This window comes from Lentzea guizhouensis (genome assembly GCF_001701025.1).
In the GTDB taxonomy this organism is placed as follows: Bacteria; Actinomycetota; Actinomycetes; order Mycobacteriales; family Pseudonocardiaceae; genus Lentzea; species Lentzea guizhouensis.
This window is the reverse complement of the sequence record NZ_CP016793.1, coordinates 4,046,827-4,070,329: the sequence shown is the minus strand read 5'-3', so window position 1 is coordinate 4,070,329 and position 23,503 is coordinate 4,046,827. Positions and strand designations below refer to the sequence as shown.

General features: G+C 70.1%; 25 protein-coding genes and 1 pseudogene. 10 read left to right on the top strand and 16 right to left on the bottom strand.

Going from position 1 to position 23,503, the window contains the following annotated elements:
- Window positions 1-16: 16 nt before the first annotated feature.
- The 4 genes from BBK82_RS20345 (at window position 17) to BBK82_RS20330 (ending at window position 6,209) form a co-directional block, all read left to right on the top strand.
- Window positions 17-2,776 carry a helix-turn-helix transcriptional regulator gene (locus BBK82_RS20345; RefSeq protein ID WP_065916418.1) on the top strand — a complete coding sequence of 920 codons (2,760 nt, stop codon included), beginning with the start codon at window positions 17-19 and terminating at the stop codon, window positions 2,774-2,776.
- Window positions 2,777-2,919: 143 nt separating this feature from the next.
- Entirely contained in the window at window positions 2,920-3,843 is a 924-nt protein-coding gene (locus tag BBK82_RS20340) for a hypothetical protein (RefSeq protein ID WP_065916417.1), read from the top strand.
- Window positions 3,844-3,935: 92 nt separating this feature from the next.
- Window positions 3,936-5,009 carry a nucleotide disphospho-sugar-binding domain-containing protein gene (locus tag BBK82_RS20335; RefSeq protein WP_065916416.1) on the top strand — a complete coding sequence of 358 codons (1,074 nt, stop codon included), beginning with the start codon at window positions 3,936-3,938 and terminating at the stop codon, window positions 5,007-5,009.
- 54 nt (window positions 5,010-5,063) lie between these two features.
- Entirely contained in the window at window positions 5,064-6,209 is a 1,146-nt protein-coding gene (locus tag BBK82_RS20330; protein WP_065916415.1) for a glycosyltransferase, read from the top strand.
- Window positions 6,210-6,231: 22 nt separating this feature from the next.
- Here the strand turns inward: BBK82_RS20330 and BBK82_RS20325 are convergent, their stop codons facing one another.
- The 6 genes from BBK82_RS20325 to BBK82_RS20300 form a co-directional block, all read right to left on the bottom strand.
- Window positions 6,232-6,615, bottom strand: coding sequence for an STAS domain-containing protein (locus tag BBK82_RS20325; protein ID WP_170067940.1), 384 nt, complete (start codon window positions 6,613-6,615; stop codon window positions 6,232-6,234).
- A gap of 102 nt (window positions 6,616-6,717) precedes the next feature.
- The gene (locus BBK82_RS20320) at window positions 6,718-7,086 is read right to left on the bottom strand and encodes a response regulator (RefSeq protein WP_237048283.1); all 369 of its coding nucleotides are present in this window, start codon (window positions 7,084-7,086) and stop codon (window positions 6,718-6,720) included.
- On the bottom strand, window positions 7,083-8,108 hold the full coding sequence (locus BBK82_RS20315) for a PAS domain-containing sensor histidine kinase (protein WP_065916414.1): 1,026 nt from the start codon (window positions 8,106-8,108) through the stop codon (window positions 7,083-7,085). Before BBK82_RS20315 ends, BBK82_RS20320 begins: the two co-directional genes overlap by 4 nt.
- A gap of 16 nt (window positions 8,109-8,124) precedes the next feature.
- Window positions 8,125-8,496: an ATP-binding protein gene (locus BBK82_RS20310; protein WP_065916413.1), complete on the bottom strand. Its 372-nt coding sequence runs from the start codon at window positions 8,494-8,496 to the stop codon at window positions 8,125-8,127.
- A 147-nt stretch (window positions 8,497-8,643) separates the two neighbouring features.
- A complete protein-coding gene (locus BBK82_RS20305) occupies window positions 8,644-9,261 on the bottom strand; it encodes a response regulator transcription factor (RefSeq protein WP_065916412.1) in 618 nt (205 codons plus the stop codon).
- Window positions 9,262-9,266: 5 nt separating this feature from the next.
- Entirely contained in the window at window positions 9,267-10,304 is a 1,038-nt protein-coding gene (locus BBK82_RS20300) for an FAD-binding oxidoreductase (protein ID WP_065916411.1), read from the bottom strand.
- A gap of 70 nt (window positions 10,305-10,374) precedes the next feature.
- Here BBK82_RS20300 and BBK82_RS20295 point away from each other — a divergent pair, with 70 nt between their 5' ends.
- Both BBK82_RS20295 and tuf read left to right on the top strand, forming a co-directional pair.
- Window positions 10,375-11,247: a LysR family transcriptional regulator gene (locus tag BBK82_RS20295; RefSeq protein ID WP_065916410.1), complete on the top strand. Its 873-nt coding sequence runs from the start codon at window positions 10,375-10,377 to the stop codon at window positions 11,245-11,247.
- A gap of 200 nt (window positions 11,248-11,447) precedes the next feature.
- Complete coding sequence (gene tuf, locus BBK82_RS20290; RefSeq protein WP_065916409.1) at window positions 11,448-12,629, top strand: elongation factor Tu; 1,182 nt, start codon at window positions 11,448-11,450, stop codon at window positions 12,627-12,629.
- Between the two features lie 519 nt (window positions 12,630-13,148).
- Here tuf and BBK82_RS20285 read toward each other — a convergent pair.
- The 7 genes from BBK82_RS20285 to BBK82_RS20255 all read right to left on the bottom strand — a co-directional run bounded on the left by BBK82_RS20285 (window position 13,149) and on the right by BBK82_RS20255 (window position 18,642).
- Window positions 13,149-13,814 (bottom strand): DUF6766 family protein, encoded by a 666-nt coding sequence (locus BBK82_RS20285; RefSeq protein WP_065916408.1) that lies wholly within the window; start codon window positions 13,812-13,814, stop codon window positions 13,149-13,151.
- A 28-nt stretch (window positions 13,815-13,842) separates the two neighbouring features.
- Complete coding sequence (locus BBK82_RS20280) at window positions 13,843-14,793, bottom strand: TIGR03557 family F420-dependent LLM class oxidoreductase (protein ID WP_065916407.1); 951 nt, start codon at window positions 14,791-14,793, stop codon at window positions 13,843-13,845.
- The gene (locus BBK82_RS20275) at window positions 14,790-16,547 is read right to left on the bottom strand and encodes a thiamine pyrophosphate-requiring protein (protein WP_065916406.1); all 1,758 of its coding nucleotides are present in this window, start codon (window positions 16,545-16,547) and stop codon (window positions 14,790-14,792) included. The genes BBK82_RS20280 and BBK82_RS20275 overlap by 4 nt, the downstream gene beginning before the upstream one ends.
- Window positions 16,544-17,266: a metallophosphoesterase family protein gene (locus BBK82_RS20270; RefSeq protein WP_065916405.1), complete on the bottom strand. Its 723-nt coding sequence runs from the start codon at window positions 17,264-17,266 to the stop codon at window positions 16,544-16,546. Before BBK82_RS20270 ends, BBK82_RS20275 begins: the two co-directional genes overlap by 4 nt.
- Complete coding sequence (locus BBK82_RS50375; RefSeq protein WP_065916404.1) at window positions 17,263-17,511, bottom strand: BON domain-containing protein; 249 nt, start codon at window positions 17,509-17,511, stop codon at window positions 17,263-17,265. Before BBK82_RS50375 ends, BBK82_RS20270 begins: the two co-directional genes overlap by 4 nt.
- Window positions 17,474-18,064, bottom strand: coding sequence for a nucleotidyltransferase family protein (locus BBK82_RS20260; RefSeq protein ID WP_065916403.1), 591 nt, complete (start codon window positions 18,062-18,064; stop codon window positions 17,474-17,476). The genes BBK82_RS50375 and BBK82_RS20260 overlap by 38 nt, the downstream gene beginning before the upstream one ends.
- A gap of 71 nt (window positions 18,065-18,135) precedes the next feature.
- On the bottom strand, window positions 18,136-18,642 hold the full coding sequence (locus BBK82_RS20255; protein WP_065916402.1) for a GNAT family N-acetyltransferase: 507 nt from the start codon (window positions 18,640-18,642) through the stop codon (window positions 18,136-18,138).
- Between the two features lie 86 nt (window positions 18,643-18,728).
- Between BBK82_RS20255 and BBK82_RS20250 the strand changes: the two genes are divergently transcribed.
- Window positions 18,729-18,962: a zinc-ribbon domain-containing protein gene (locus BBK82_RS20250; protein ID WP_065916401.1), complete on the top strand. Its 234-nt coding sequence runs from the start codon at window positions 18,729-18,731 to the stop codon at window positions 18,960-18,962.
- A 58-nt stretch (window positions 18,963-19,020) separates the two neighbouring features.
- Here the strand turns inward: BBK82_RS20250 and BBK82_RS20245 are convergent, their stop codons facing one another.
- On the bottom strand, window positions 19,021-19,293 hold the full coding sequence (locus tag BBK82_RS20245) for a hypothetical protein (protein ID WP_065916400.1): 273 nt from the start codon (window positions 19,291-19,293) through the stop codon (window positions 19,021-19,023).
- 296 nt (window positions 19,294-19,589) lie between these two features.
- On the opposite strand from BBK82_RS20245, the gene BBK82_RS20240 reads away from it, so the two are divergent.
- Window positions 19,590-20,273 carry an SRPBCC family protein gene (locus BBK82_RS20240; protein WP_065916399.1) on the top strand — a complete coding sequence of 228 codons (684 nt, stop codon included), beginning with the start codon at window positions 19,590-19,592 and terminating at the stop codon, window positions 20,271-20,273.
- A complete protein-coding gene (locus tag BBK82_RS20235) occupies window positions 20,270-21,094 on the top strand; it encodes an alpha/beta fold hydrolase (RefSeq protein ID WP_065916398.1) in 825 nt (274 codons plus the stop codon). Before BBK82_RS20240 ends, BBK82_RS20235 begins: the two co-directional genes overlap by 4 nt.
- On the opposite strand, the gene BBK82_RS20230 is transcribed toward BBK82_RS20235, so the two are convergent.
- Both BBK82_RS20230 and BBK82_RS20225 read right to left on the bottom strand, forming a co-directional pair.
- Complete coding sequence (locus BBK82_RS20230) at window positions 21,004-22,209, bottom strand: MFS transporter (protein WP_065916397.1); 1,206 nt, start codon at window positions 22,207-22,209, stop codon at window positions 21,004-21,006. The genes BBK82_RS20235 and BBK82_RS20230 overlap by 91 nt on opposite strands.
- Window positions 22,210-22,293: 84 nt before the next feature.
- Window positions 22,294-22,692: a DUF2000 domain-containing protein gene (locus BBK82_RS20225; RefSeq protein WP_237048282.1), complete on the bottom strand. Its 399-nt coding sequence runs from the start codon at window positions 22,690-22,692 to the stop codon at window positions 22,294-22,296.
- 50 nt (window positions 22,693-22,742) lie between these two features.
- Here BBK82_RS20225 and BBK82_RS20220 point away from each other — a divergent pair.
- Window positions 22,743-23,503 (top strand): annotated as a pseudogene (locus tag BBK82_RS20220) (AraC family transcriptional regulator).

Genomic DNA, 23,503 nt, shown 5'->3' with positions numbered 1-23,503 from the left:
CCGCTACGATCGATTCGTGCGCGAACCACTTGAACGAGACGACGAGATCGCGCACATCCGTGAAGCTCTCGACGCAGCCACCCGTGGTGAGGGTCGCGTCGTCGTCATCGAGGGTCGTGCGGGAATCGGCAAGACCCGGCTCGTGCACGAGTGCCGTGAGCTGGCCAAGGAGCGCGGGTTCGGGCGGTTGCAGGCCATCGGCGACGGCCTGGAGAGCGCCATGGCGTGGGGCGTCGTGCGGCAGCTCGTGGAGCGGTCGATCTCGCGGTACTCGGGTGAGACCAGGGAGAAGATCCTCGCCGGGCCGTCGGGGGCCGCGCTCAAGGCGCTCGACGACGCGGCGCAAGACCCGAGCGAGGCCGAGCTCGCCCGCACGTTGCACTCGCTGTGGTGGGTCGCGGTGGACCTCTCGTCCACCCGGCCGCTGCTGATCACCGTGGACGACGCGCACTGGGCGGACCTGTCGTCGTTGCGGTTCCTGGTCTACCTGTCGCGCCGGATCTCCGACCTGCCGATCGCGCTGGTCGTGGCGACCCGGCCGCCCGCGGACAACGCGGGTCCGCTCGCGCAGCTCAGCGTGTCGGCCGACCGGTTGGTGCCGCGGCCGCTCACCACCGACGCGCTGAGCACGCTGGTGGGCGGGCACGCCGAGGTGGTGAAGGCCGTGCACGCGGCCAGTGGCGGGAACCCGTTCCTGGCCGGCGTGCTGGTCGACGAGCTCGCGGCGCTCGGCCTGCCGCTCGACGACCCGGACACGGCCGACAAGGTCGGCGGACTCGGACCGAGCACCGTTTTCCGCGCCACGCTCGGGCGTCTACCAGCGGACGCCGTCTCTCTCGCGGGCGCTATCGCGGTGCTCGGTTCACACGTCGACCCGTGGCAGGCCTCCGCGCTCGCGGAAACGGCCGACCTGACGGCCGCGGTCGAGGCACTGGTGGCGGCGAACGTCATCGTCGCCGGCGAGCACTTGGAGTTCGTGCACCCCGTGGTGCGTGAGGCGGTGTTGAGCAGCCTCGGGCCGATCGCACGCGGTTCACTGCATGCGCGCGCTGCGACGGCGTTGGCAGAAGGCCACGCATCGGCTGACCGCATCGCCGCGCACCTCATCCACGCTCCGAAGGGCACGCTGCCGAACGCCGCCGAGGTCCTCAGGAAGGCCGCGTCGGCATTGATGGCCGCCGGCGACGCCCGCATGGCCGCCGCGCACCTCACCCGAGCGGTCGACGAGCAGCCGAACGACGCGGCACTGCGCGCCGAACTGGGCCGGGCACTGCTCAGGACCGGGGACGCGGTCAACGCCCACCGCCACCTCAAGGCCGCCGCGGCCGGGCTCCCGGACGCCGAGCTGGTGGCCGCCGCAGCCTCCGCCACGGCCGCCATCGAAGGTCCCGCCGCCGCGATCGACGAGCTCACCGAGGCCATCGTCCAGCGACCCGACGGCGAGTCGCGGCTGCACCTGGAGGCACGGCTGGCGGTGTTCCGCTCGTTCCTGCCCGACCAGCGGAAGGTCGCGTCCGCGCACCTGAGCGGCTACAAGCACCTCGCCGGCGGCACCCCGGACGAACGCACGCTGCTGGGTCTTCTCGCACAGATGGGCCGCTATGAGGTGTGGCCGCACGACGAGGTCGCCGCGACCGCGACACGCGCATTGGCCAACGGCGCCTATCTGGACGATGCGACCGGCAGCACCGACGAGATGGTCGCGTGGCTCGTTGCACTCCTCGCGCTGATGGCCGCTGACGGCGTTGATACCGCGCAAAGAGAGATCGAACGCGCACGGCTCAAGGTGCGCACACACGGCTCACCGATCGAGTTCGCGATGGTGGCGAACGCGACCTCGTTCCTGAACTGGCGCAGGGGTGACATGCGCACGGTCGAGGCGGAGGCCGAGGCAGCGCTGGCCGCCGTTGCCCAGGAGGACCCGGTCTCCACGGTCATCAGCCTGCGCGCGACGTCCACCCACTTCGCCGTGTACGCCGCACTGGAACGTGGCGACACGGCAGCAGCAGCGTCGTTCATCAACGCCTACGACCAGGCACACGCCCACGCTCGTCCGACCATGCCGACGATCTGGTTGCACGAGGTGCGCGCGCTCATCGCGTTGGCGGACAACGACCCGCGCAAAGCCATGTCCGAGGCGTACCGCCAACGCGACGCCATGCACCAAGTGCACGTCGACCCGCCCACGATCCCGTGGCGCGCCCCCGCCTCCAGGGCCGCCCTGCTGCTCGGCCAGCAGGAGCTCGCCTTGGAACTCGCCGCCGAACAGCTCGACGTCGCCCGCCGGTGGGGTGCCGCCACCGAGGTCGGCGCGGCCCTGCGGTTGCTCGCCCACGCCGACCCGAGCGCCCGCCTCGACCTGGTGACCGAGTCCGTCCAGGTCCTGGAGGCATCCCCCGCCCGCCTGGAGCTCGCCCGCTCGCTGGTCGACCTCGGCGAGGCGCTGCGCGTGGCCAGGAAGCGCTCCGATGGCCGCGAACCGCTGCACAAGGCGATCGAGCTGGCAGGTGAGTGCGGCTCCCCGGTGCTGCTGACGCGGGCCACGGAAGCCCTGGAGGCGCTGGGCGACCGGCCGCGCCGGCAGGTCGTGGTGGGTGCGGAGGCGTTGACGGCCTCGGAACGCCGGGTCGCCGACCTCGCCGCCACCGGCCGCGCGAACCGGGAGATCGCCCAGGAGCTGTTCGTGACGCCGAAGACGGTCGAGAACCATCTCGGCCGCATCTACACGAAGCTCGGAATCGCAGGTCGCAGGGATCTCGCCCGCGTTCTTGCCTGAATCAGATGCACGTGGGGGTGTGCCTGATACACCCAACTTTCCCGCCGAAGGGTTGAGGGTTCTCCCCTCATGCCCTTGGGGGTCCACCTCGGCGAATCTTGTGTCACCGCAGGGAAGCACAAGAACTCAAAGGGGAAACCGAAATGATCCGCAACGCTCTCATCGCCGCCGCCGCGACCGCCACCATCGCCTCCGTCTTCGCCCCGATGGCCTCCGCGGACCCGGTCATCGGCACCCCGCCGCCGTGTGTCGGCGCCGCTGACCTCGTCGGCCCCGACTTCAACGTCCGCAAGTGCGGTGTGAGCGACGTGGACCAGTTCCGCGCCGGCCTGGAGAACAACGGCGGCGCCTACTGCGGCCCCACCTCGCTCTACAACGTCCTGCACTACTGGGCCCACGAGAAGGACGCGCCGGTCGGCTGGCTCACCACCAAGGTCGCGAACCTCAACCCCAAGGACCAGGCCGACTACAACGTGATCACCAACTCGATCGGCCGGATCGGGGTCGACGCGAAGTACAACGGCAGCACCAACCTCACCAACCTGCGCACCGCGTGGACCGTCGCCACCAAGCCGGCCCGTGACGCCGGCTGGACCACCACGACGGGCGCGGTCAACACGAAGGACGTCCCGGACTTCGCCGGTGAGCTCGCCAAGAAGCTCAACGAGGGCCCGCTGCAGCTCGTCTACGGCCGCTACAAGGAGGGCCCGACGGCCGGCTCGCTGCAGCGCAGCGGTGGCCACATCGTCACCGTCGTGTCCGCCACGGGTTCCTTCGGCGGCAGCACGATCCAGCTGAAGCTCGCCGACCCGGGCCGCGCGTGGGACCACGGTGACGGCGACTACCTGAAGACCCAGTCCGCCTACGAGGCGCTCGACGTCACGCTGACCAAGAAGTCGATCAAGCAGTACGTCCCGGTCGCGGACGACGAGAACACCGCCGCGGACGAGTCGCTGCAGCCCGGCACGTACAGCACGGTGACCCGCTGGGAGCTGACCGGCCCGCGCTACGTCGGCACCACCCGCCAGATGGTCGAGGCCTTCAACTGGTTCGACATGGCCAAGTGACCCGCGCCTGACTCCAGGGCCGCGCTCCTCGTGAGCGCGGCCCTGGAGGCGTTTCTCAGTTTCCTCTCACACAGCACGTCTAACCTGGTCATATGCGTGTTCTCGTGGTGGCGGCGCCCTTGCTGGGTCATGTTTTCCCGTTGCTGCCACTGGCACTGGCACTGCGCGAGGCCGGCCACGACGTCGTGGTCGCCACCGGCGGCGAGGCCCTGAAGGCCGGCGAGTCGGGCCTGCCGGTCGAGGACGTCGTCCCGCCGGGCGTCCACTTCGGCCGGATCGCGGCGAAGATCATGCTCACCCACCCGCTGGTGGCGCGGGCGGAGATGGCGGGCAGCGGCAAGCTGGACTTCGTCTCGCGGCTGTTCAGCGTGTTCAACAACGCCATGACCGAACCGTTGCAGGCGCTTGCCGCCCGGTGGCGCCCGGACGTCGTGCTGCACGAACCGCTGGCCGCCGCGGGGTCGGCGTTGGACGCGCCCTCGGTCGTGCACGACGTCTCGCTGTTCGACGGCCTCGCGCTCACCGCCGCCGTGAGCGACCGGATGAAGGCCGAGACCCACGCTCCCACGACCGTGATCCGCACCGCACCGGCGAGCATCGCCGAGTTCTCCAGCGGCTGGCCGATGCGGTTCGTCCCGCACAGCGGCTCCGGCGAGGTGCCCGGCTGGCTGGCCGAGCCGTCGGGAACGCCGCGGATCCTGGTCAGCCGCAGCACCGCACCCGGTCCCGGCGCCACCCGGATGATGGCCGCGGTCACGAAGGCCGCCGCGCACGTCGACGCCGAGTTCGTGCTGATCCGCCCCGACCGGACCGACGGCCTGCCGGACAACGTCAGGACCACCGGCTGGGTGCCGATCCCGGCGGTGCTGCCGTTCTGCGACGGCATCATCCACCACGGCGGCGCCGGCACCCTGCTGGCCGCGCTCGCCGCGGGCGTTCCGCAGCTGGTCGAGCCCGGTCCCGGCGACAGGACGGTGCACGCCACCGCCGTCGCCGAGCGCGGTGCCGGGCTGAAGGCGTCGGCCCGCGACATCACCCCGGAGCTGCTGACCGACCTCATCACCACGCCGAAGCTGCAGGCGGCGGCGTGCGAGGTGCGCGAAGAGATGGCGAAGATGCCGGCACCGGCGGATATCGCCCGCCAATGGGAAAGCATCGTCACCTAGATCGAGCACGCCGTTCCGCCCCCGATTGTTTCCGGCAGCACCTACTGTGACCGCGTGCGCATTCTCTTCTCGAGCCTGGGCTCGCACGGACACACGTATCCGTTACTCCCGCTCGCGGTCGCCGCCCGCGAGCAAGGACACGACATCCTTTACGCGGTCGACTCCGAGTTTCACGCTGTCGTAGCAAAACTGGGCTTCACCGTCATCGACGCGGGACTGAGCATCGGCGAGGCGTTCAGCCAGGCCAACAGCCTGCACGGAACCAGCGCCTTCACCAGGGAGATGCTCAGGCAGACCGCCTCGGACGCGTTCGGTTCGGTGCTCCCCCGGGCCTATGCGGCGGACCTGGCGCCGGTGCTGGAAAGGGACAAACCCGACCTCGTCGTCTTCGAGATCATCAACCCCGGAGCGGGCATCGCGGCGATGCGGGCAGGAATTCCGGTCGTCTGCCACGGTTTCGGCAAGGTGGACGAGATGATGGTCCCGGCGACCATGATCGACCCTCTGATGGAGTACTTGACAGAGCTCGGTATTGCATTGCCGAATGGGCAGCACTTCGGTCTGGGCGCGCCTTATCTCGACATCTTCCCGCCGTCGTTGCAGGACCTCGACCACCTGAAGGGCGTGGAACGGATCCCGGTGCGGCCGGTGCCGTTCGCCGAGCGGGAGCCGCTGCCGGGCTGGGTGCTGGAGCACCGCAGGCCGCTGGTGTACCTGACGTTCGGCACCGCGTTCGCCGGGCTGGAGCTCATCCAGCGCGCGGTCGCCGGGTTGTCGCGCCTGGACGCCGAGGTCCTGGTCGCGACCGGGCCGCAGGTGGAGGCGTCGCTGGTCGCGGACGCGCCGGACAACGTGCACGTCATGTCGTGGGTGCCCCAGGCGGATCTGCTCGCGCACGCAGATCTCGTGGTGCACCACGGCGGCAGCGGCACGACGGTGAGCGCGCTGACGACCGGGTTGCCGCAGCTGGTGCTGCCTCAGGGCGCCGACCAGTTCCGCAACGGCGAGCTGGTGGCGACGGCGAACCTGGGGGCGCACCTGGTCGGCGAGCAGTTCACCGCGGACGCCGTGCACGAGACGGCGGCGCGGCTGCTGAACGACGCGGCGGTGCACGACGCCGTCGAAGGCATCCGGCTGGAGATCGCGGCGATGCCCGCGCCGGCGGAGGTGGTGCCGAAACTGGTCGAACTGGCCGGCTAGCGGCGCTGGTGCCCGGCGGGTGTCACTCGCTGGGCACCGGCTTCAGCGCGGTCAGCGCCTCCGGCACCGAGTCGTGCAGCAGGAGCACGTCCGCGACCCCGGTGACCTGCAGCGGTCGTCGGACGGCGCGGTGCGGTGCCACGACGTGGAGGTCCTTGCCGTGCTCGTCGGCGAGCTCGTGCGCGGTGATCAGCGTGGAGATGCCGGTCGAGCCGAAGAAGCTGACCGCGGTGAGGTCGGCGACCAGCGCCGGCCCCTCGGCCCCGAAGCCCAGGCGCAACGCGTCCAGCACGACGTCGGCGGTGTCGACGTCGATCTCCCCCTCCACCGCGACGACCACCACTCCGGCGACCTCGTCGGCCCGCACGGTCAGCAGCGGCGTTTCATTCAACTGATCTTCGTTCACCAGCACTCCCCGGTGGCCGAAGCGCGTATGACTTGGACTCCGAGCACGCTGCTGAACCCGGCTGCGTCATCGACGTTACGGCGGTTGCTTACACACCACAACCTATTGCAAGCCCATCCGCCGAACGGCAGCGACCAGTTCGGTGTTGCGCACGCCCTTGGCCAGGTACTCCGTCACCCCGGCGCGCCGCATCTCCTCCACCGCTCCCACGTCCGTGTACGCGGAGAACGCCAGGATGCGGGTGCCGGGTGCGCGGTGCAGGATCTCACTGGCGGCGTACGGGCCACCACCGCGGGGCATCCGGACGTCGAGCAGGACCACGGTCGGCGCGTGGCGTTCGGCCAGGTCGACGGCCTCCTGCGCGTCGGTGGCGACCGCGACCACCTCCAGGTCCGGCTCGTCGTCGAGCACGTCCCGCAGGACGTCCCTGATCAGCGGGTCGTCGTCGGCGATGAGGATGCGGACGATCACGGGCGCACGTCCGGCAGCCAGAACTCCACGACGGTGCTGCCGGCCGACCCGGTCACGGTGCACCAGCCGCCCGCGGCCTCGGCGCGTTCCCTCATCTCGATCAGGCCGAAGTGGCCCGCGTTCGGGTCGAGCGCCGGCAGGCCGACGCCGTTGTCCGTCACCGTCACCAGGAATCCCCGGTCCACCGTGGACATGTCGATCACCGCCGACCCCGTCCGCGCGTGCTTGCGGACGTTGGTCAGGGCCTCCTGGCAGATGCGGAAGATCGTGACGGCCGCGTCGGCGGACGGTTCGCGGTCGAGCCGGTCGTGCACCTCGCCGGTCATGCCGGTGTCGGTGAGGTAGGCGAGCAGCGACTCGCGCAGGCCGCGTTCGATGCCGGGCGGGCGGACCCGGTAGACGAGGCTGCGCAGCCGGCCGATGGCGTCCCGGACCGTCTCGTCGAGGTGCTCGACGGTGGCGCGGTGCTCGCCGGGGAGCTTGCGGGCGAGCAGCTGCAGCCGCATGTCGACGGCGACCATGGCCTGGATCGTGTCGTCGTGGACGTCCCACGCGATGCGCCTGCGTTCCTGCTCCTGGGCCTCGACCAGGTGCGCGAGCAGCCGGCGCCGGTCGGTGAGCTGCTGCTCGGCCCGCCTGCGCTCGGTCATGTCGCGGGTGACCTTGCCGAACCCGCGCAGCTCGCCGTCGTCGCCGTAGAGGGCGGTGATGATCACGTTCGCCCAGAACCGGGTGCCGTCCTTGCGGACCCGCCAGCCCTCGTCCTCCAGCGCGCCCTCGGCCTGCGCGACCTCGAGCTCCCAGCCGGGTTTGCCGGCCAGGACGTCCTCCGGCGGGTAGAACGTGGAGAAGTGCCTGCCGATGATGTCGTCGGCGGTGAAGCCCTTGATCCGCTCGGCGCCGGCGTTCCAGCTCACGACGTGGCCCGTGGGGTCGAGCATGAAGATGCCGTAGTCGCGAACGCCCTGCACGAGCAGGCGGAAGAGGTCTTCGCTCTCGCGCAGGGGGTCCTGGTCAGGCACGGCACCATCATGGCCGCTACGCCGTCAGCTCACACCAGACGACCTTCTGACCACCGCGTTCGCCGACGCCCCAGCGCGCGGAGAGCCGTTCGACGAGCCGCACGCCCCAGCCGCCGGCGCGTGGCCGCGGGTGGTCGGGGCTGTCGTCGAGGACCTCGACGAGCAGGTGGTCGCGGGCGCCGACGATCCGCACGAACGGGCGGCCGCCGCCGTACCGGACGGCGTTGGTGGTGAGCTCGCTGACCACCAGCACGGCGTCCTCGTGGCTGCCGCGGTAACCGCAGGTGGCGGTGACGCGGCGGGCAAAGTCGCGGACGAGCGCGACACTGCCGCGCCGGTGCTCGTCGGGGAGCGAGAACACGGCTTCGGTGAGCGCGCCTGTGGCCACGTCCGCACAGTGGCCCAGCTCGCCCGGTTCAGGCAGACGCAGGTGACTCAGCGTCCGTGGTGCAGCTGCACCAGTCGAGCGGCTGCACCAGTCGAGCGGCTGCACCAGTCAAGTGGATGAGTCGAGCGGATGAGCCGAGCGGCTGCCTCAGTCGAGCAGGCCTTCGCGGCGGGCGATCGAGACGGCTTCGAGCTTGGAGCTGGCGCCGAGCTTGTCGAGGACGCGTTGCACGTGGTTGCGGGCGGTGTTGCGGGCGACGCCGAGCGTGGCCGAGATCTGGTCGGTGCCGGCGCCGCCGGCGAGCAGCTGCAACGTCTGCTGTTCGCGGGCGGTGAGGGTCGAGCCGGCGAACCTGACCCGGCCGGACAGCCGCTCCAGCACGCCGCCGAGCAGCTTCTGGTCGAACACGACCTCGCCGGCCGCGACCCGTTCGACGGCCTCGACGAGCTCGTCCAGCCGTGCCGACTTGAGGATGAGGCCGGCGCCGCCCGCTTCGGCGACGCGGGCGGCGATCGACGCGGTCGCCTCGCCGGTCAGCACGAGGACCCTGGTGGTGGCGCTGAGCTGCGGGATGAGGGTGGTGCCGTCGCCGTCGGGGAGCCGGCGGTCGAGCAGGACGACGTCAGGTCCGGTGCGGCGGATGTCCGCGAGGGCGGCGGCGACCGTGGCCGCCCGTGCGACCACCTCGATCCCGGCGCGCTCCAGTGCCAGCCCGATCGCCTCGGCCACCATGTCGTGGTCCTCCACGAGAACCACTCGGGTCATGCACCTCAGCGTACGGCGAACCGGAAGTTGCGCGACTTGCCGACGACGTGCGTTCTGACGGCGTCGAACACGGCGGCGTGGTGGCGTTCGGCGTCGAGCTGGGGCGAGATGAGCTTGAGCAGGTGGGTGGCGTTGCTCGTGATCTTCTTGGAGAGCGGGAGGAGACCGAGGAAGATCGGGATGTCGGCGGTGGCAGCTGTCGTGCGGACGTTGTGAAGTGCTTCTGCAGGCAGAGCGCTGAGAAGCACGTTGTCGCCCTGGTAGGTGTGTGGCGGCAGTTCGCTGGTGGATGCACTGTGAAACGGCTTCACAGACAGTTGTTCGGTAAGTCGTGGCGCCACCTTCAGGCTGTCGATGTCGAACGGTTTCGTGCTCGCGTAAGTGAGGCGCACGGTGCTGCGACCCCTGAGCGGTTCCGGGAGAAATGGAAGGTCGGGGAACGCGATGGTGGCGAGCTGGGGTGTGACGTGGTCGGGCAGGTCCCAGTGGTGAAACGCGTCGAACACGGCTTCCGCGTGTTTCGCGTCGAAGTACATCTCGCCGCTGTGAACCCGGTTCACGGGCACTAGCTCGAACTTCAGGCCCGTCACGACGTCGCCGATCTTGGTCGTCTCGTGGACGCGGTCGCTGGCCAGACCGAGCTCGCGGGCCAGCAGGCCGTATCCGCCGCCGAGCGTGTAGCCGACGACGCCGACGTCCGGTGCGTCGCCGCTGAGCGGGGCGAGTCCGTGCGGGGCGGCCACGTCGATCACCTGCTGCCAGACCGCGCCTGCCTCGACCGTGGCGGTGCGGGTGGCGGGGTCGACGTGGACCTCGTTCATGCGCTTGGTGGAGATGAGGACGCCGGTCGCCGGGGTGGTGATGCCGTGGCCGGTGGCCTGGACCTCGTACGGGAGGCCGTTGGCTTCGGCGTGGTGGACGGCTTTCTCGACGTCGGCTGCGGTCTCCACGGCGAAGATGACCTCCGGCTCGTGGCGCAGGCCGGTCTGGAAGCCGCTGCGTTCGTCGTCGTAGCCGGGGTCGCCCAGGTGGAAGATCTGCATGTGTTCAGCGTTGCTGAGCTGTGTTTATATGTCCAAGAGCTGGTTGTTGTGGGTTCTAGAATCATTGGTTATGGAGCTTCGGCAGCTGGAGTACTTCGTCGCGGTCGTCGAGGAGGGCTCGTTCACGCGGGCCGCGGAACGGGTGCACGTCGCGCAGCCCGGTGTGAGCGCGCAGATCCGGCGGCTGGAGCGCGAGCTCGGCCACGACCTGCTGGACCGGTCGGGGCGCGCGGTGACGGTGACGGACGTGGGCGCGGCGGTGCTGCCGCTGGCGCGGGCGGCGTTGCGGTCGGTGGAGTCGGCGCGGCGGACCGTCGAGGAGCTGGCGGGGTTGGTGCGCGGGGTCGTGCGGGCCGGGATGGTCGTGTCGTGCGGGGTGATGGACCTGCCGGAGCTGCTCTCGAAGTTCCACGCGGCACACCCAGGTGTCGAGATCACGTTGACAGAGGCCAACTCCGATGAGCTGATCTCGTCGCTTGTGGACGGACGACTGGACCTGGCGCTGGTCGGGTACGTCGGTGAGGCGCCAGCCGGGTTGTCGGTGCGGGTGCTGGCCGACGAGCCGCTCGTGGCGGCGGTGTCCGCCGCGGATCCCTGGTACGGCAGGGAGTCCGTGACGCTGGAGGAGCTGCTTTCGCGCGGGTTGATCAGTCTGCCGGTGGGGACGGGGTTGCGCGGGGCGCTGGACGCGGCTTGTGGTCCACGACGGCCGCGGATCGCGTTCGAGGCCTCCGCGCCACCGATGGTGATCACGCTGGCGCAGCGCGGTCTCGGTCCGGCGGTCCTGGCGTCGTCGATGGTGTCCGGCCTGCACCCGGTGCGGATCACGGACCCCGAGCCGTGGAGCCGGCTGGCGCTGGCGTGGCGGACCGAGGGCCCGCACAGCCCGGCCGCGCGGGCGTTGATCAGGCTCGCGGAAATCCAGGTGACAACGGATCTGTAGCTCTGTCACCATTTCCGCATGTTCCTGACGGCTGAGTGCGCGACGTTCGCAGGTGTTCCTGCGGGCGCGCTCGCCGTTGCCTCGGCACAGCTGGCCGGCGCCCGACTCTGACCCTTCTCCAGTCCGTTCCTCCAGGACCGCTGGAGGAGGGTTGTGGTGGTCGATCGGTTCTGGGCAAACCCGGCTGTGTTCTCGAGGAAATGATGAAGCAGGAGTTCGTGCGCGCCAAGCCGCACCTCAACATCGGCACGATGGGCCACGTCGACCACGGCAAGACGACGCTCACCGCGGCGATCACCAAGGTGCTGTCCGAAGTGGACCCGTCGGCCACGTCCTTCACCGCGTTCGACCGCATCGACCGCGCCCCGGAGGAGCTGGCCCGCGGCATCACCATCAACATCGCGCACGTCGAGTACGAGACGCCGACGCGGCACTACGCCCACGTCGACATGCCCGGCCACGCCGACTACGTGAAGAACATGATCACGGGCGCGGCGCAGCTCGACGGCGCGATCCTGGTGGTGTCCGCCGAGGACGGCACCATGCCGCAAACGCGCGAACACGTCGTGCTCGCCCGGCGGGTCGGCGTGCCGCACGTGGTGGTGGCGCTGAACAAGGCCGACGCGGTGCACGACCCCGAGCTCCTCGACCTGGTGGAGCTCGAGGTCCGCGACCTGCTGTCGCGCTACGGCTTCGACGGCGACGCCACCCCGGTGGTGCGCGTCTCCGGCCTGCGCGCGCTGCAGGGCGACCCGGTGTGGACGCAGTCGATCATCGCGCTGCTGGAGGCCGTGGACAACCACGTCCCGGTCCCGGACCGCGACCTCACCAGCCCGTTCCTGATGCCGATCGAGAACGTGCTGACCATCACCGGCCGCGGCACAGTCGTGACCGGCGCCGTCGAACGCGGCGTGATCAGCACGGGGGACAACGTGGAGGTGATCGGCCTCGGCGCCGCGGTGACCTCGGTCGCCACCGGCATCGAGACCTTCGGCAAGCCGATGCAGCAGGCCCAGGCAGGAGACAACGCCGCAATCCTGCTGCGCGGCGTCCGCCGAGGCGACGTCAGGCGCGGCCAGGTCCTGGCCCTGCCCGGCAGCGTCGCCCCGCACACCCGCTTCCGCGCGTCCGTGTACCTGCTCTCCCACGCGGAGGGCGGCCGCCACACGGGCATCTCCACCAACTACCGCCCGCAGTTCCACTTCCGCACCGGCGACGTGGTCGGCGTGGTCGAACTCGACGCGCCGGCCCTGCCCGGCGACACCGTCGAGGTGACCGTGGAGCTCGGCAAGGCGGTGGCGATGGACACCGGACTCGGGTTCGCGATCCGCGAGGGCGGCAAGACCGTGGGAGCGGGCACGGTCGGCGAGATCCTCGCCTAGGGCGGCGGCGACGGCCCGAGAAGGTGGTCGCGCCGCCTGGGGGGAGGGCGTGGTGGAGGTCTTCGGCTTCCGCCGCGCCCTTCGTCGTTTCCGCAGGTGGGTGCCGGTGTTCGGTACCTCGATCGGGTGACGCGCGTCCTGATCTGGCGGGTGGGGCGTCTGGTTTCGTGGTTGGGCGGCGTGCGGCCGGTGCGTCACTGGATCAGGTGAAAGGAGGTGCTGGGGTGTCCGGATTCTCGTGGTCGGCCGTCCCGTATTGGGAAACGCGCGGAGGGGCGGTGAAAACCGCAGGTCAGGCTGTGTCGGGTCTGCTTGTCCTTCGGGTTGAGCCCAGGCGGGTTCGGCTTGCCGGGGTTGGGCTCGGCGGGGTTGGGGCGGGGTTGAGCTCGGCGAGGTCCGGCCCATCCGGGTCAGGTACAGGGAGGTCCGGCTCGACATGGTGTGGCTCAGCGACGTGAGGCTCAGCGACGTGAGGCTCCGCGGCCCTCGGCCCACCGGAGCCCGCTCACCCAGCGTTGCCTACCCCGACCGGTCACTCACCGAGTGCGGCGCCCCCACCGGCTTCGACTCCGGCGACCCGCGCTGCCGCAGGTACACGCTGAGGATCGCCATCGACGCGATCGCCAGGTACTCGGACTGCCAGTTCTGCAGCGACCGGTTCCAGAAGTCCGCGCTGAGGAAGTACTCGAACAGGCCCACCTTCTCGGCCAGCGGGTCGGAGTTGTTGGCGAAGCAGCCGGCGATCCACTGCATGGTCCAGGAGAAGAGGAACAGCGCGAGCATCGCGAGGCCCAGCGACTTGGAGTACACCGAGGTGCGCCACCCACCCGCACGTGCCCACCGGGGCGACGACTCGGTGGTGTGCCGGCCGAGTTGTTGCTCCTCGGCGGTTTCCGGTCCGGCCTTGTCGGCCGGTTTGGACTCGGGCGATCCGCGCTGGACCAGCCACACGGTGGCCCAGACGTAGAGGAAGAACTGGAGGTACTCGGACTGCCAGTTCTCCACGACGTCCACGAGGAAGTCCGCGGAGACGAGGTAGGAGCCGAGGGTCAGCAGTGGCTGGCCCAGCGCGGCCTGACGCTCGTTGTAGTCGGCGTTGCCCGTGAAGAGCTGGCCGACCAGCGCGGCGAGGAAGAGCCCGGCGAAGACGAGCGTCAGGCTGTGCTCGCGCAGGAACCTCCTCATCGGACCCGAGTTCCTGGCGAGCCCACCGCTAAACCTCGAGCAGCGGCACGACCTCCTTGGCCCAGAACTCGAAGAACCCTTCCTGGTCGGGGCCGATCTGCTGGACGTAGACCTCGTCGAAGCCCGCGTCGGCGAACTCCTTGACCTTCTCCGCGTACTGCTGCGGGTCGGGGCCGCACGGCATCGCGTCGCGGATCATGTCGGGGGTGACGAGCTGGGACGCCTGTTCGAAGTGGCGCGGGGTGGGTAGCACCTGGGCGAGCTCGCCGGGCAGGCCGTCGTTGGGCCACAGGCGGTGTGCGGTGGCGACGGCGTCCTCTTCGGAGGGTGCCCAGCAGACCTTGAGGCCGCTCTGGGCCGGGCCGCGGCCGCCCTCGTCGCGGTACTGCTTCACGAGGTCGCCGGACGGGCCGACGCAGATGTAGCCGTCGCCGCTCTTCGCCGCCAGCCGGACCGCTTTGGGGCCGAAGGCGGAGACGTAGATCGGCACCGGGCGTTCGGGGATGGTGTAGATGCGTGCGTTCTCGACGGTGTAGTGCTTGCCGTGGTGGGTGACCTCGTCGCCCTGGTGCAGCGTGCGGATGAGGCCGATGGCCTCCTCCAGCATCTCCAGGCGCACGTCGGCGGAGGGCCAGCGGTCGCCGAGGACGTGTTCGTTCAGCGCTTCGCCGCTGCCGACGCCGAGCACGAAGCGGCCCTCGCACTGGACCGCGGCGGTGGCGGCGGCCTGGGCGATGACGGCCGGGTGGATGCGGACCGTCGGGCAGGTCACGGCGGTGGTGATGGGGACGGTGACCGCCTCGGACAGCGCGCCGATCGTGCCCCAGACGAACGGGGACTGGCCCTGTTCGTCGTTCCACGGGTGGTAGTGGTCGGAGATCCACAGCGCCTCGAAGCCGTGGTCGCCGGCCAGGCGCGCGTTGCGGACCAGGTCGCGGGGTCCGTGTTCTTCTGAGGAGAGGAAGTAGCCGAGCTTCACGGGAGCAACTCCTGGATCTTGGTCCGCAGGCCGCGCGACATGATGTCCCAGGCGTCCGGGTCGCCGCGCAGCACCGCTTCGGTCATGTCCTTGATCTGGTCGAACGTCGCGTGTGGCGGGATGGGTGGCACGTTCGGGTCGCAGCGCACGTCGAGCACGGTGGTGCCGGCGTGGGCGAGCGCGGTGTCCCAGGCGGGGCCGAGCTGGTCGGGCGAGTCGACCTCGATGCCCTGCAGGCCGATCGAGCGCGCGAAGTCCGCGTACGACAGGTCCGGCAGCGTCTGCGAGGGCTCGAACTTCGGGGCACCGCCCATCGCGCGCAGTTCCCACGTGACCTGGTTGAGGTCGTTGTTGTGGAACACGCAGACGATGCACCGGATGTTGTGGTGCCGCAACGTGAGCAGCTCCGCCATCCCGTTCATCTGCATCGCGCCGTCGCCGACCAGCGCGATCAACGGCCGGTCCGGCTGGGCAAAGGCGGCGCCCAGCGCGTACGGCACGGCGCAGCCCATCGTGGCCAGCGTGCCGGACAACGACGACCGCACGCCGCCGCGGATCTTCAGCAGCCGCGCGTACCAGTTCGTCGCGGAACCGGAGTCCGCGGTGACGATCGCGTTGTGCGGCAGCCGTTCGGACAGCTCGTGCACGATCCGCATCGGGTTGACCGGGTCGGCGGGCACCATCGCCTGCCGCTGCAGGACTTCCCACCAGCGTTCGACGTTCTTCTCGATCGACTCGCGCCACGAGCGGTCGGCTTTGCGTTCGAGCAGCGGGATGAGCGCGCGCAACGTCTCGCGTGCGTCGCCGACCAGGTTCACCTCGGTCGGGTAGCGCATCCCGATCGCGCGCCCGTCGACGTCGACCTGCACCCCGCGCGCGGCACCGAACTTGGGCAGGAACTGCGAGTACGGGAAGTTCGAGCCGATGATCAGCAACCGGTCGCAGTCGCGCATCATCTCGTAGCTCGGCCGCGTTCCGAGCAGGCCGATCGACCCGGTCACGAAGGGCAGGTCGTCGGGCAGCACGTCCTTGCCCAGCAACGCCTTCGCCACGCCCGCGCCGAGCAGCTCGGCGACCTCGGTCACCTCCGCGGCCGCCTCCCGGGCACCCTGCCCGATCAGGACGGCGACCTTCGAGCCGCTGTTCAGCACCTCGGCGGCGCGCCGAACCTCGTCCTGCGCGGGCACGACGACTGATGACGGCCGTGACGGCGGGCTGGACGGGATGTGCTTGAACTCGTGTTTCGGCGCCTCGTACTCCTGCTCCTGCACGTCGTTCGGGATGATCACCACGGCCGGCGCGCGCTCGGCGGCGGCGGTGCGGAACGCGCGGTCCAGGGCGTTCGGCAGCTGCTCCGGGACCGTGACGTCGATCAGGAACGAAGCGACGTCGTGGAACAACGCGTGCAGGTCGACCTCTTGCTGGAAGCTGCCGCCTTGGGCGGTGCGGGCGGTCTGGCCGACGATCGCGACGACCGGGACGTGGTCGAGCTTCGCGTCGTAGAGCCCGTTCAGCAGGTGGATCGCGCCGGGTCCGCTGGTCGCGAGGCACACGCCGACGTCGTTGCTGAACTTCGCGTACCCGACGGCGGCGAACGCGGCCATCTCCTCGTGCCGCGTCTGGATGAACAACGGGTCGTTGTCCGCTTTGCCGAACGCGGCCACGATCCCGTTGATGCCGTCGCCGGGGTACGCGAACACCTGCTTGACCTTCCAGTCCCGCAGGCGTTGCACGACGAAGTCGCCGACGGTCATTTCGGTGCCCCTTCGAGCACGTAGACCGTGTAGGCGGAGCGGATGATCGGCTGGGCGACGTTGCGCACGCGCACGCCGCCCGGCGTCATGCCCTGTTCCGTGCCGAAGTGCGCGTGGCCGTGGATCGCGAGGTGGGTGCCGGTCTTGTCGATGGCCTCGCCGAGCAGGTACGAGCCGAGGAACGGGTAGATCTCCGGCGGCTCGCCGCGCAACGTGTCCGGCACCGGCGCGTAGTGCGTCAGCGCGACCTTGATGTCGGTGTCCAGTTCGGACAGTGCGCCCTCCAGCGACTCCGCGATGCCGCAGGTGTGCTGGATGAACGCCTTCATCTCGCGTTCGCCGAACGCGCTGCCGCACTTGCCGGCGAACCCGCCGCCGAAGCCCTTCACCCCGGCGACGCCGAGCGTGCAGCCGTTGATCCTGGCTTCGAAGGTTGTGCCTTCGAGGACGTGGATGCCCTTGTCCTGCAGCGTTTTCGTGACTTCGAGCGGTTTGTCGTCCTGGTGGTCGTGGTTGCCGAGCACGGCGACGACGGGCACCGGCAGGTCCGCGAACTCGTCCGCGACGACCTCGGCCTCGGCGACCGTGCCGTGCCGCGTCAGGTCGCCGGCGAGCAGCAGCACGTCCGCGTGCTCGCCGACCTTCTCGAGCGCCGGCCGCAGCCTGCCGCGCATGTCCTCGCCCAGGTGCACGTCACCGACGGCGGCGATCCGGATCATCGCAGGTCCTCCTCACCCTCCGGTTCCCCGGCAGGTGTCACGCGCACGTCGTTGAGGATCGTCAGCTCGGGTGCCGCCTCGCGCAGCACCTCTTCCAACGCGGCCCTGCGGTCCGCGCACGCGACGTCGCCGGACAGCATCACGTGGTCGCCGCGCACGGTGACGCGCACGCCGAGCTCGGCTGTTCTCGGGTCCTCCGCGACCGCCCTACGCAGGTTCGCCGCGAGGTACTGCTCGGAGCTCATGGTCCCTCCCGATGATGTCCAGACGTTCGGTGAGCACCAGGAACGCCTCCGCGTACGGCGAGTTCTTGGTCTCGTCGCGCACCTGCTGCCAGTCGATCTGTTCCCTGAGCGCACGGGCGAACGGCAGCAGCTCGCTGAAGTCGCAGCGGTGCCCGTCGAGCACCAGCAACTTGCTGATCAGCACGTACGTCGCCGGCATCACCGGCAGCATCACCGATCCGACCGGCATCTCCTCGGCCATCGCGAGGAGCTCGTCGGTCACGGGCCGCTCGTTGGGCCGGAACAGCAGGTCCACCAGCGAGTCGCCGTCGTAGACCTTCAGCAACCAGTCTTCCGGCGGTTCGGCGGCCCTCAGTCCACGCCCGACCAGCACGCGCACGGCCTCCGTCGCGTCCTGCTCGCGCACGAGCAGGTCGACGTCGTGCTCGCTCGTCGGGCCACCGCGCGCATAGCCGGCGCATCCCCCGGTCAGGGCGAAAGGAATCCCCTCGCTGCGTAAGGCGTTCGCGACTTTTGTCAGCGTCCGCAGCAGCTCGTCCTGCACGTCGCTCATGCCAGCGGTTACCCGCGAGTCCGCGGAGTGAACCGTGATCGATTGGGTTCGGTGGTGGCGGACGGAACCGCTCACACCTGATCCGTCGCCAGCCGCGCATGTCGCTCGGTGTCGAACCGCTGCCCGTCGTAGAGCAGCCGCGCCCGCTCCACCCCCTCGGCCACGTACCCGGCCCCCACCGCCACCCGGCACGACGCCGGGTTGTCCAGCCGGTGCGCCAGCTCCAGCCGGAACAGCCCCAGCGAGTCGAACGCCCACGTGCTCACCTCCCGGCACGCCCGTGTGGCCAGCCCGCGGCCGCGAGCCGATGCGCGCACCCAGTACGACACCCAGCCGGTCTCGTGTCGTCGTTCTACGCTGGACACCGCGATGTTGCCGACCGGCACCCCACCGGAAAGCACCGCGAAGGCGTAGGCGGTGTCGTCGGCGCGGCGGGTGTCCATCAGGTCGATCCAGGCCTCGGCGTCTTCCAGTGAGTCGATCGGCACGGTGAACTGGCGGCTCATCAGGGGTTCGCGGGCGGCGGACAGGACGGCGGGAGCGTCGTCCGGGTGCCAGGGCCTCAGCAGGGTGTCCACCTGTCCAGCTTCTGAAGATGCCGGACCGACTGCAACTCAGACGGGCCGCCGCACGTCAAAGGGACAACACGGGACAAGGAGCTCAGATGGTCATCTTCGGTTGGCGGACGACGATCCAGCAGCTCATGATGCTGACGCTGGTGTGCGGGCACTGCGGGCACCAGGCGGCGCACAGCCTCTCGCGGCGGGTGACGAAGCCCACGGTCTTCTTCATCCCGCTCTTCACGATCAGCAAGAAGTACGGGATGCAGTGCACGTTCTGCGGTGTGGCCTACGACATCAGCTCCACGCACGCCCGTCAGCTGGGTGCGGGCGTCTGACACGAAGAGCAGCCGGGCGCGTCGGCGTCGGTGGTGACGCGCCCGCACTCGGGGCAGATCAGGTCGAGGAAACACGCACTCGAAGCGACACCACCGAGGTCCACAGCCAGCCGGTCGTCGCGACCGCGCAGAGCAGGACGGTGCCCGACGGGTTGCCGAGGAACGCCATCGGCACCATCAGCAGCAGCCCGGTCAGCGCGCTCACCACCGCCAGCCATCCTCCGAGCCTACGCGCGAAGACGAAGCACGCGCCGATCCAGCCGATCATCCGCGCGCCCCAGGTGGAGAAGCGCGTCATGCCGGTGGCGGCGATGACGAACGCGCGCCGCACACGATGAAGTTCGCGATCTGGATCCAGCCCAGCGAACCAGGCTGAGCATCGAGAACGGGTGCCGCGCCAGGTCGAAGCCGGAGCGGGTGAACGCCTGGGCGTACCCGACGGCCAGGTAGGGCGGACCGGCGACGACACCGCTCAGCACACGGGACATGAGTTCCTCCTCCAACGAAGTTCGACGGCGAGAACGGAACCGCCGACAATTTTTTTTGTCAAGACCAACCAGACTGTCTTGACGAGATGATTGTTCGGCGGCAGGATGGCACCATGCCGCGGGAGAAGGAGACGAGCTGATGGGCCACGCGTTCGAAGCCACCGACAAGGCCGAGGTACCGGCCTCGGTCGAGGAGGTCTGGGAGGCGATCGCCACCGGGCCAGGGATCGACTCGTGGTTCATGGGCCGCAACGAGGTGGAGAACGGGCAGGTGAAGCTCTCGTTCGGCGGCTACCGGCCGACGTCGGAGATCACCGCCAACGACCCGCTCAAGCACTTCGCGCACCACAGCGGCGAGGCGCCGGACGGCCGGTTCATCGCCTACGAGTTCATGGTCGAGGGGCGTGACCACGGCAGCACGGTGCTGCGGATGGTCACGAGCGGGTTCCTGCCCGGCGACGACTGGGCGGACGAGTTCGAGGCCATGCAGCTGGGTGGCGCGCTGTTCTGGCGCACGCTGGTCGAGTACCTGGGCCACTTCGCCGGCCGGACCGCGCGGCCGCTCACCGTCTTCGGGCCCGTGGTCACCGACTGGGACGAGGCCTGGCGCAGGCTCGACGACGCCATCGGGACCAAGCTCCCGGACGCCGTCGAGTACCACCGCAACTCGCACACCCTCGGCGTGCGGACCGGGAACGGCATGTACCGGTTCATGCGCGGCTTCCACGGCCCGATGATCGCCGCGCACCACGTCTTCGCGGGCGACGAGTCCGAACAGGACTGGCAGCTCTGGCTCGAATCCACCCTGGGAGAGAAGAAATGACCCGCTTCACGACCTCGGCCGACGGCACCGAGATCGCCTACTCGATCACCGGTTCCGGGCCCGCGCTGCTGCTCGTCGACGGTGCCATGTGCCACCGGAGGTTCGGGCCCACCACCGAGCTCGCCTCCGTGCTGGACAAGAACTTCACCGTCTACACCTACGACCGGCGCGGCCGGGGCGAGACCGGGGACGGCGCCACGCCGTGGTCGCTGGAGCGCGAGATCGAGGACATCGACGCGGTCATCGAGGAGGCCGGCGGGTCCGCGTTCGTCTTCGGCGTCTCCTCCGGCGCGGTGCTGGCGCTCGAAGCCGCGTCGAAGCTGCCGTCGATCACCCGGCTCGCGGTCTACGAGGCGCCGTTCGTCGTCGACGACACCTATCCGGCCCGGCCGGCCGACTACGTGCGGACGATGGACGGGCTGATCGCGAAGGGCGACCGGTCCGGCGCGCTGTCGTCGTTCATGAAGCTCGTCGGCACGCCCGGTTTCGCCGTCGCGGTCATGAAGCTGACGCCGATGTGGAGGAAGCTCAAGCTCGTGGCGCACACGCTGCCGTGGGACCTGCGCATCCTGGGCGACGACGGCCGCGGTGAGAAGCTGCCGGCCGGCCGCTGGAACGTCAAGGTGCCGACGCTCGCCATGGACGGCGGCAAGTCGCCCGTGTACCTCCGCAACACGATGAAGAACGTCGCGGAGGTCGTCGAGGGCGCCGAGCACCGCACGCTGGCCGGTCAGACGCACCTGTACAAGTCGTCGGTCATGGCGCCGGAGCTGGTGGAGTTCTTCTCGCGGGCCCAGCGCACCGCGGGTCCCATCGCGTAGCCGGCCACCACGAACAGCCCGCCGACCAGGAGCCAGCCGAGGCTCCCCCACCCGAGCACGACGGTCGTGAGCAGCGCCGGGCCGACCATGCGCGCGACCGCCGTGCCGGTGCCGAAGAAACCCTGGTACTGGCCCTGCCGGTCGGCGGGCGCGAGGGAGAAGCTGATCTCCCACGCGCCGGAGGCGAGCATCATCTCGCCGAGCACCTGCAACGCGGCGGCGGCGACCAGCAGTGCCGCCACGGGCCACGCGCCGATGCCGAACGCCGTGGCCGCGAAGACCACGCAGGACGCGAGCATCACCAGTCCGGCGTGGCGCACGAGCCGTGACGCCTGCCGCAGACCGTTGGCACGGCGGGCGATCCGCACCTGGAAGAGCACGACGGCCGCGGTGTTGAGCACCAGCAACGCGGCCGCGAGCCACGTCGGCGCCTCGGTCCGCTGCACGATCCACAGAGGAATGATCAGGCTGAGCAACGGCAGGTAGAGCAGCATCACCGCGTTGATCAACGTGACCAGCGCGTACGGCCGGTCCTTGAGCACGTCGAACTTGCCAGGGGCACGGGTCATCGCGGTCTCCGGCAGCGTCGCGAGGATCGCCGCCGCGGCCAGGAAGCTCACCGCGTCCACCGCGAACACGGCGGTGTAGGCGATCTCGGTGCCCAGGTGCAACGCGAACCCGCCCGCCGCCGCACCGATCGCGATGCCCGCGTTGGCCGTCGACTGGATCCGCGCCCGCACCCGCGTGCGTTCTTCCGCTGTCGTCAGTCCCGCGAGCAGCGCTTGCCGGGACGCCTGCAGCCCGCTCTGGAAGCTCGCGTACAGGCACATCACCAGCACGAACGCCAGGTGGTCGCGCGTGACGAGCAGAACGCCGATGCTCGCCGCGGTCAGCACGGCGAGCACGACGGCCGTGGTGCGCGGGCCGAACCGGTCGGCGAGCGACCCGAGGGCGACCCCCGCCGCCGCGCCCACACCCCACGCGAGGGTGAGACCAAGCCCGACCTGCGCCGGGCTCAGCCCGACCACCAGCGTGAAGTAGAGGGCGGAGCAGACGAGGAAGCCGCCGTCACCGATGGAGTTCGTCAGCTGCGCGTAGGCAAGTCGCCGGGTCATGGGAACGACCGTATGGCGACGATTGGCCCTAGCTTTGGGACAAGAACGCGCTATTTCTCTGGGCCAATCACTCCCCAGCCGCGATCAGGGGTGCATCCGGGCACCCTTCAGGATCTTGTCCACGGCGTTCTTCTGACCGTGCACCGCGATGCCGACCAGGTCGAGGTCCTGCGTGTGCACCTTGCGCACCGCGGCCCGGTTGTCGGCGTCGTTGCCGGTCGAGAACAGGTCCGCGGTGAAGATCGACATGGGCTGGTTGCGGGTCAGCGCGCGGTCGTGCGCCTTGGTGAGCAACGCCTTGTCCCCCTGCAGGACCACCACGGGCTGGCGGAACATCGACAGGTAGGTCACGTCGTCGGCGTCCACGTAGGGCTCGCCGCGCAGCTCCTGCGGGAGGCCGCTGACGAGGAAGGCCGTGACGTTCAGCGCCTGCCAGGAGGCCAGGTCGTCCCGCAGCAGCACAGCGATCTTGGTGTCGAACATGGCGTCCACCATCGCGGGTGCGGGCGCGTCCGGTCTTGTACGTTCCTGACATGAGCAGCACCGCCTGGCGCCCGGCGGTGGACGGCATCCGGGAGGTCTTCCACGCCGAGTTCACCACCCACGTCTACCCGGCCCACACGCACGACGCGTGGACGTTGTTGCTGATAGACGCAGGTGCCGTGCGCTACGAGCTGGACCGGCACGAGCACGGTGCGCTGGTCGACGGCGTGACGCTGCTGCCGCCGCACGTGCCGCACGACGGCCGGTCCGCGTACGAGTCGGGCTTCCGCAAACGCGTGCTGTACCTCGACGGCGACGTGCTGCCCGCCGGGCTCGCCGGCAAGTCGGTCGACCGCCCGATGCTCGTCGACCCGCTGCTGCGGCAGCGCGTGCACCAGCTGCACCTGGTCCTCGACGAGCCGCTGGAGGCGCAGAGCCGACTCGCGCTGATCACCGAACGGATCACGCACCACTTCGCCGGCACCGCGCCGCAGGTCTTCGCGGACCCGACGCTGGCCGACCGGTTGCGCGAGCTGCTCGACGCGTCACTTCCACAAGGCATCACGCTGGCGCAGGCGGCAGATGAGCTGCAGACCAGCCCCACGCACCTGGTGCGCGCGTTCAGCAGGCGGTTCGGGCTGCCACCGCACCGCTACCTGACCGGGCGGCGGGTCGACCTGGCCCGCGGGACCTGCTGGAGGGCCGGCCGGCGGCCGAGGCGGCGGTGCTCGCCGGGTTCCACGACCAGTCGCACCTGACCCGGCACTTCCGGCGGGTGCTCGGTACCAGCCCCGGCCGGTTCGCGCGCTGA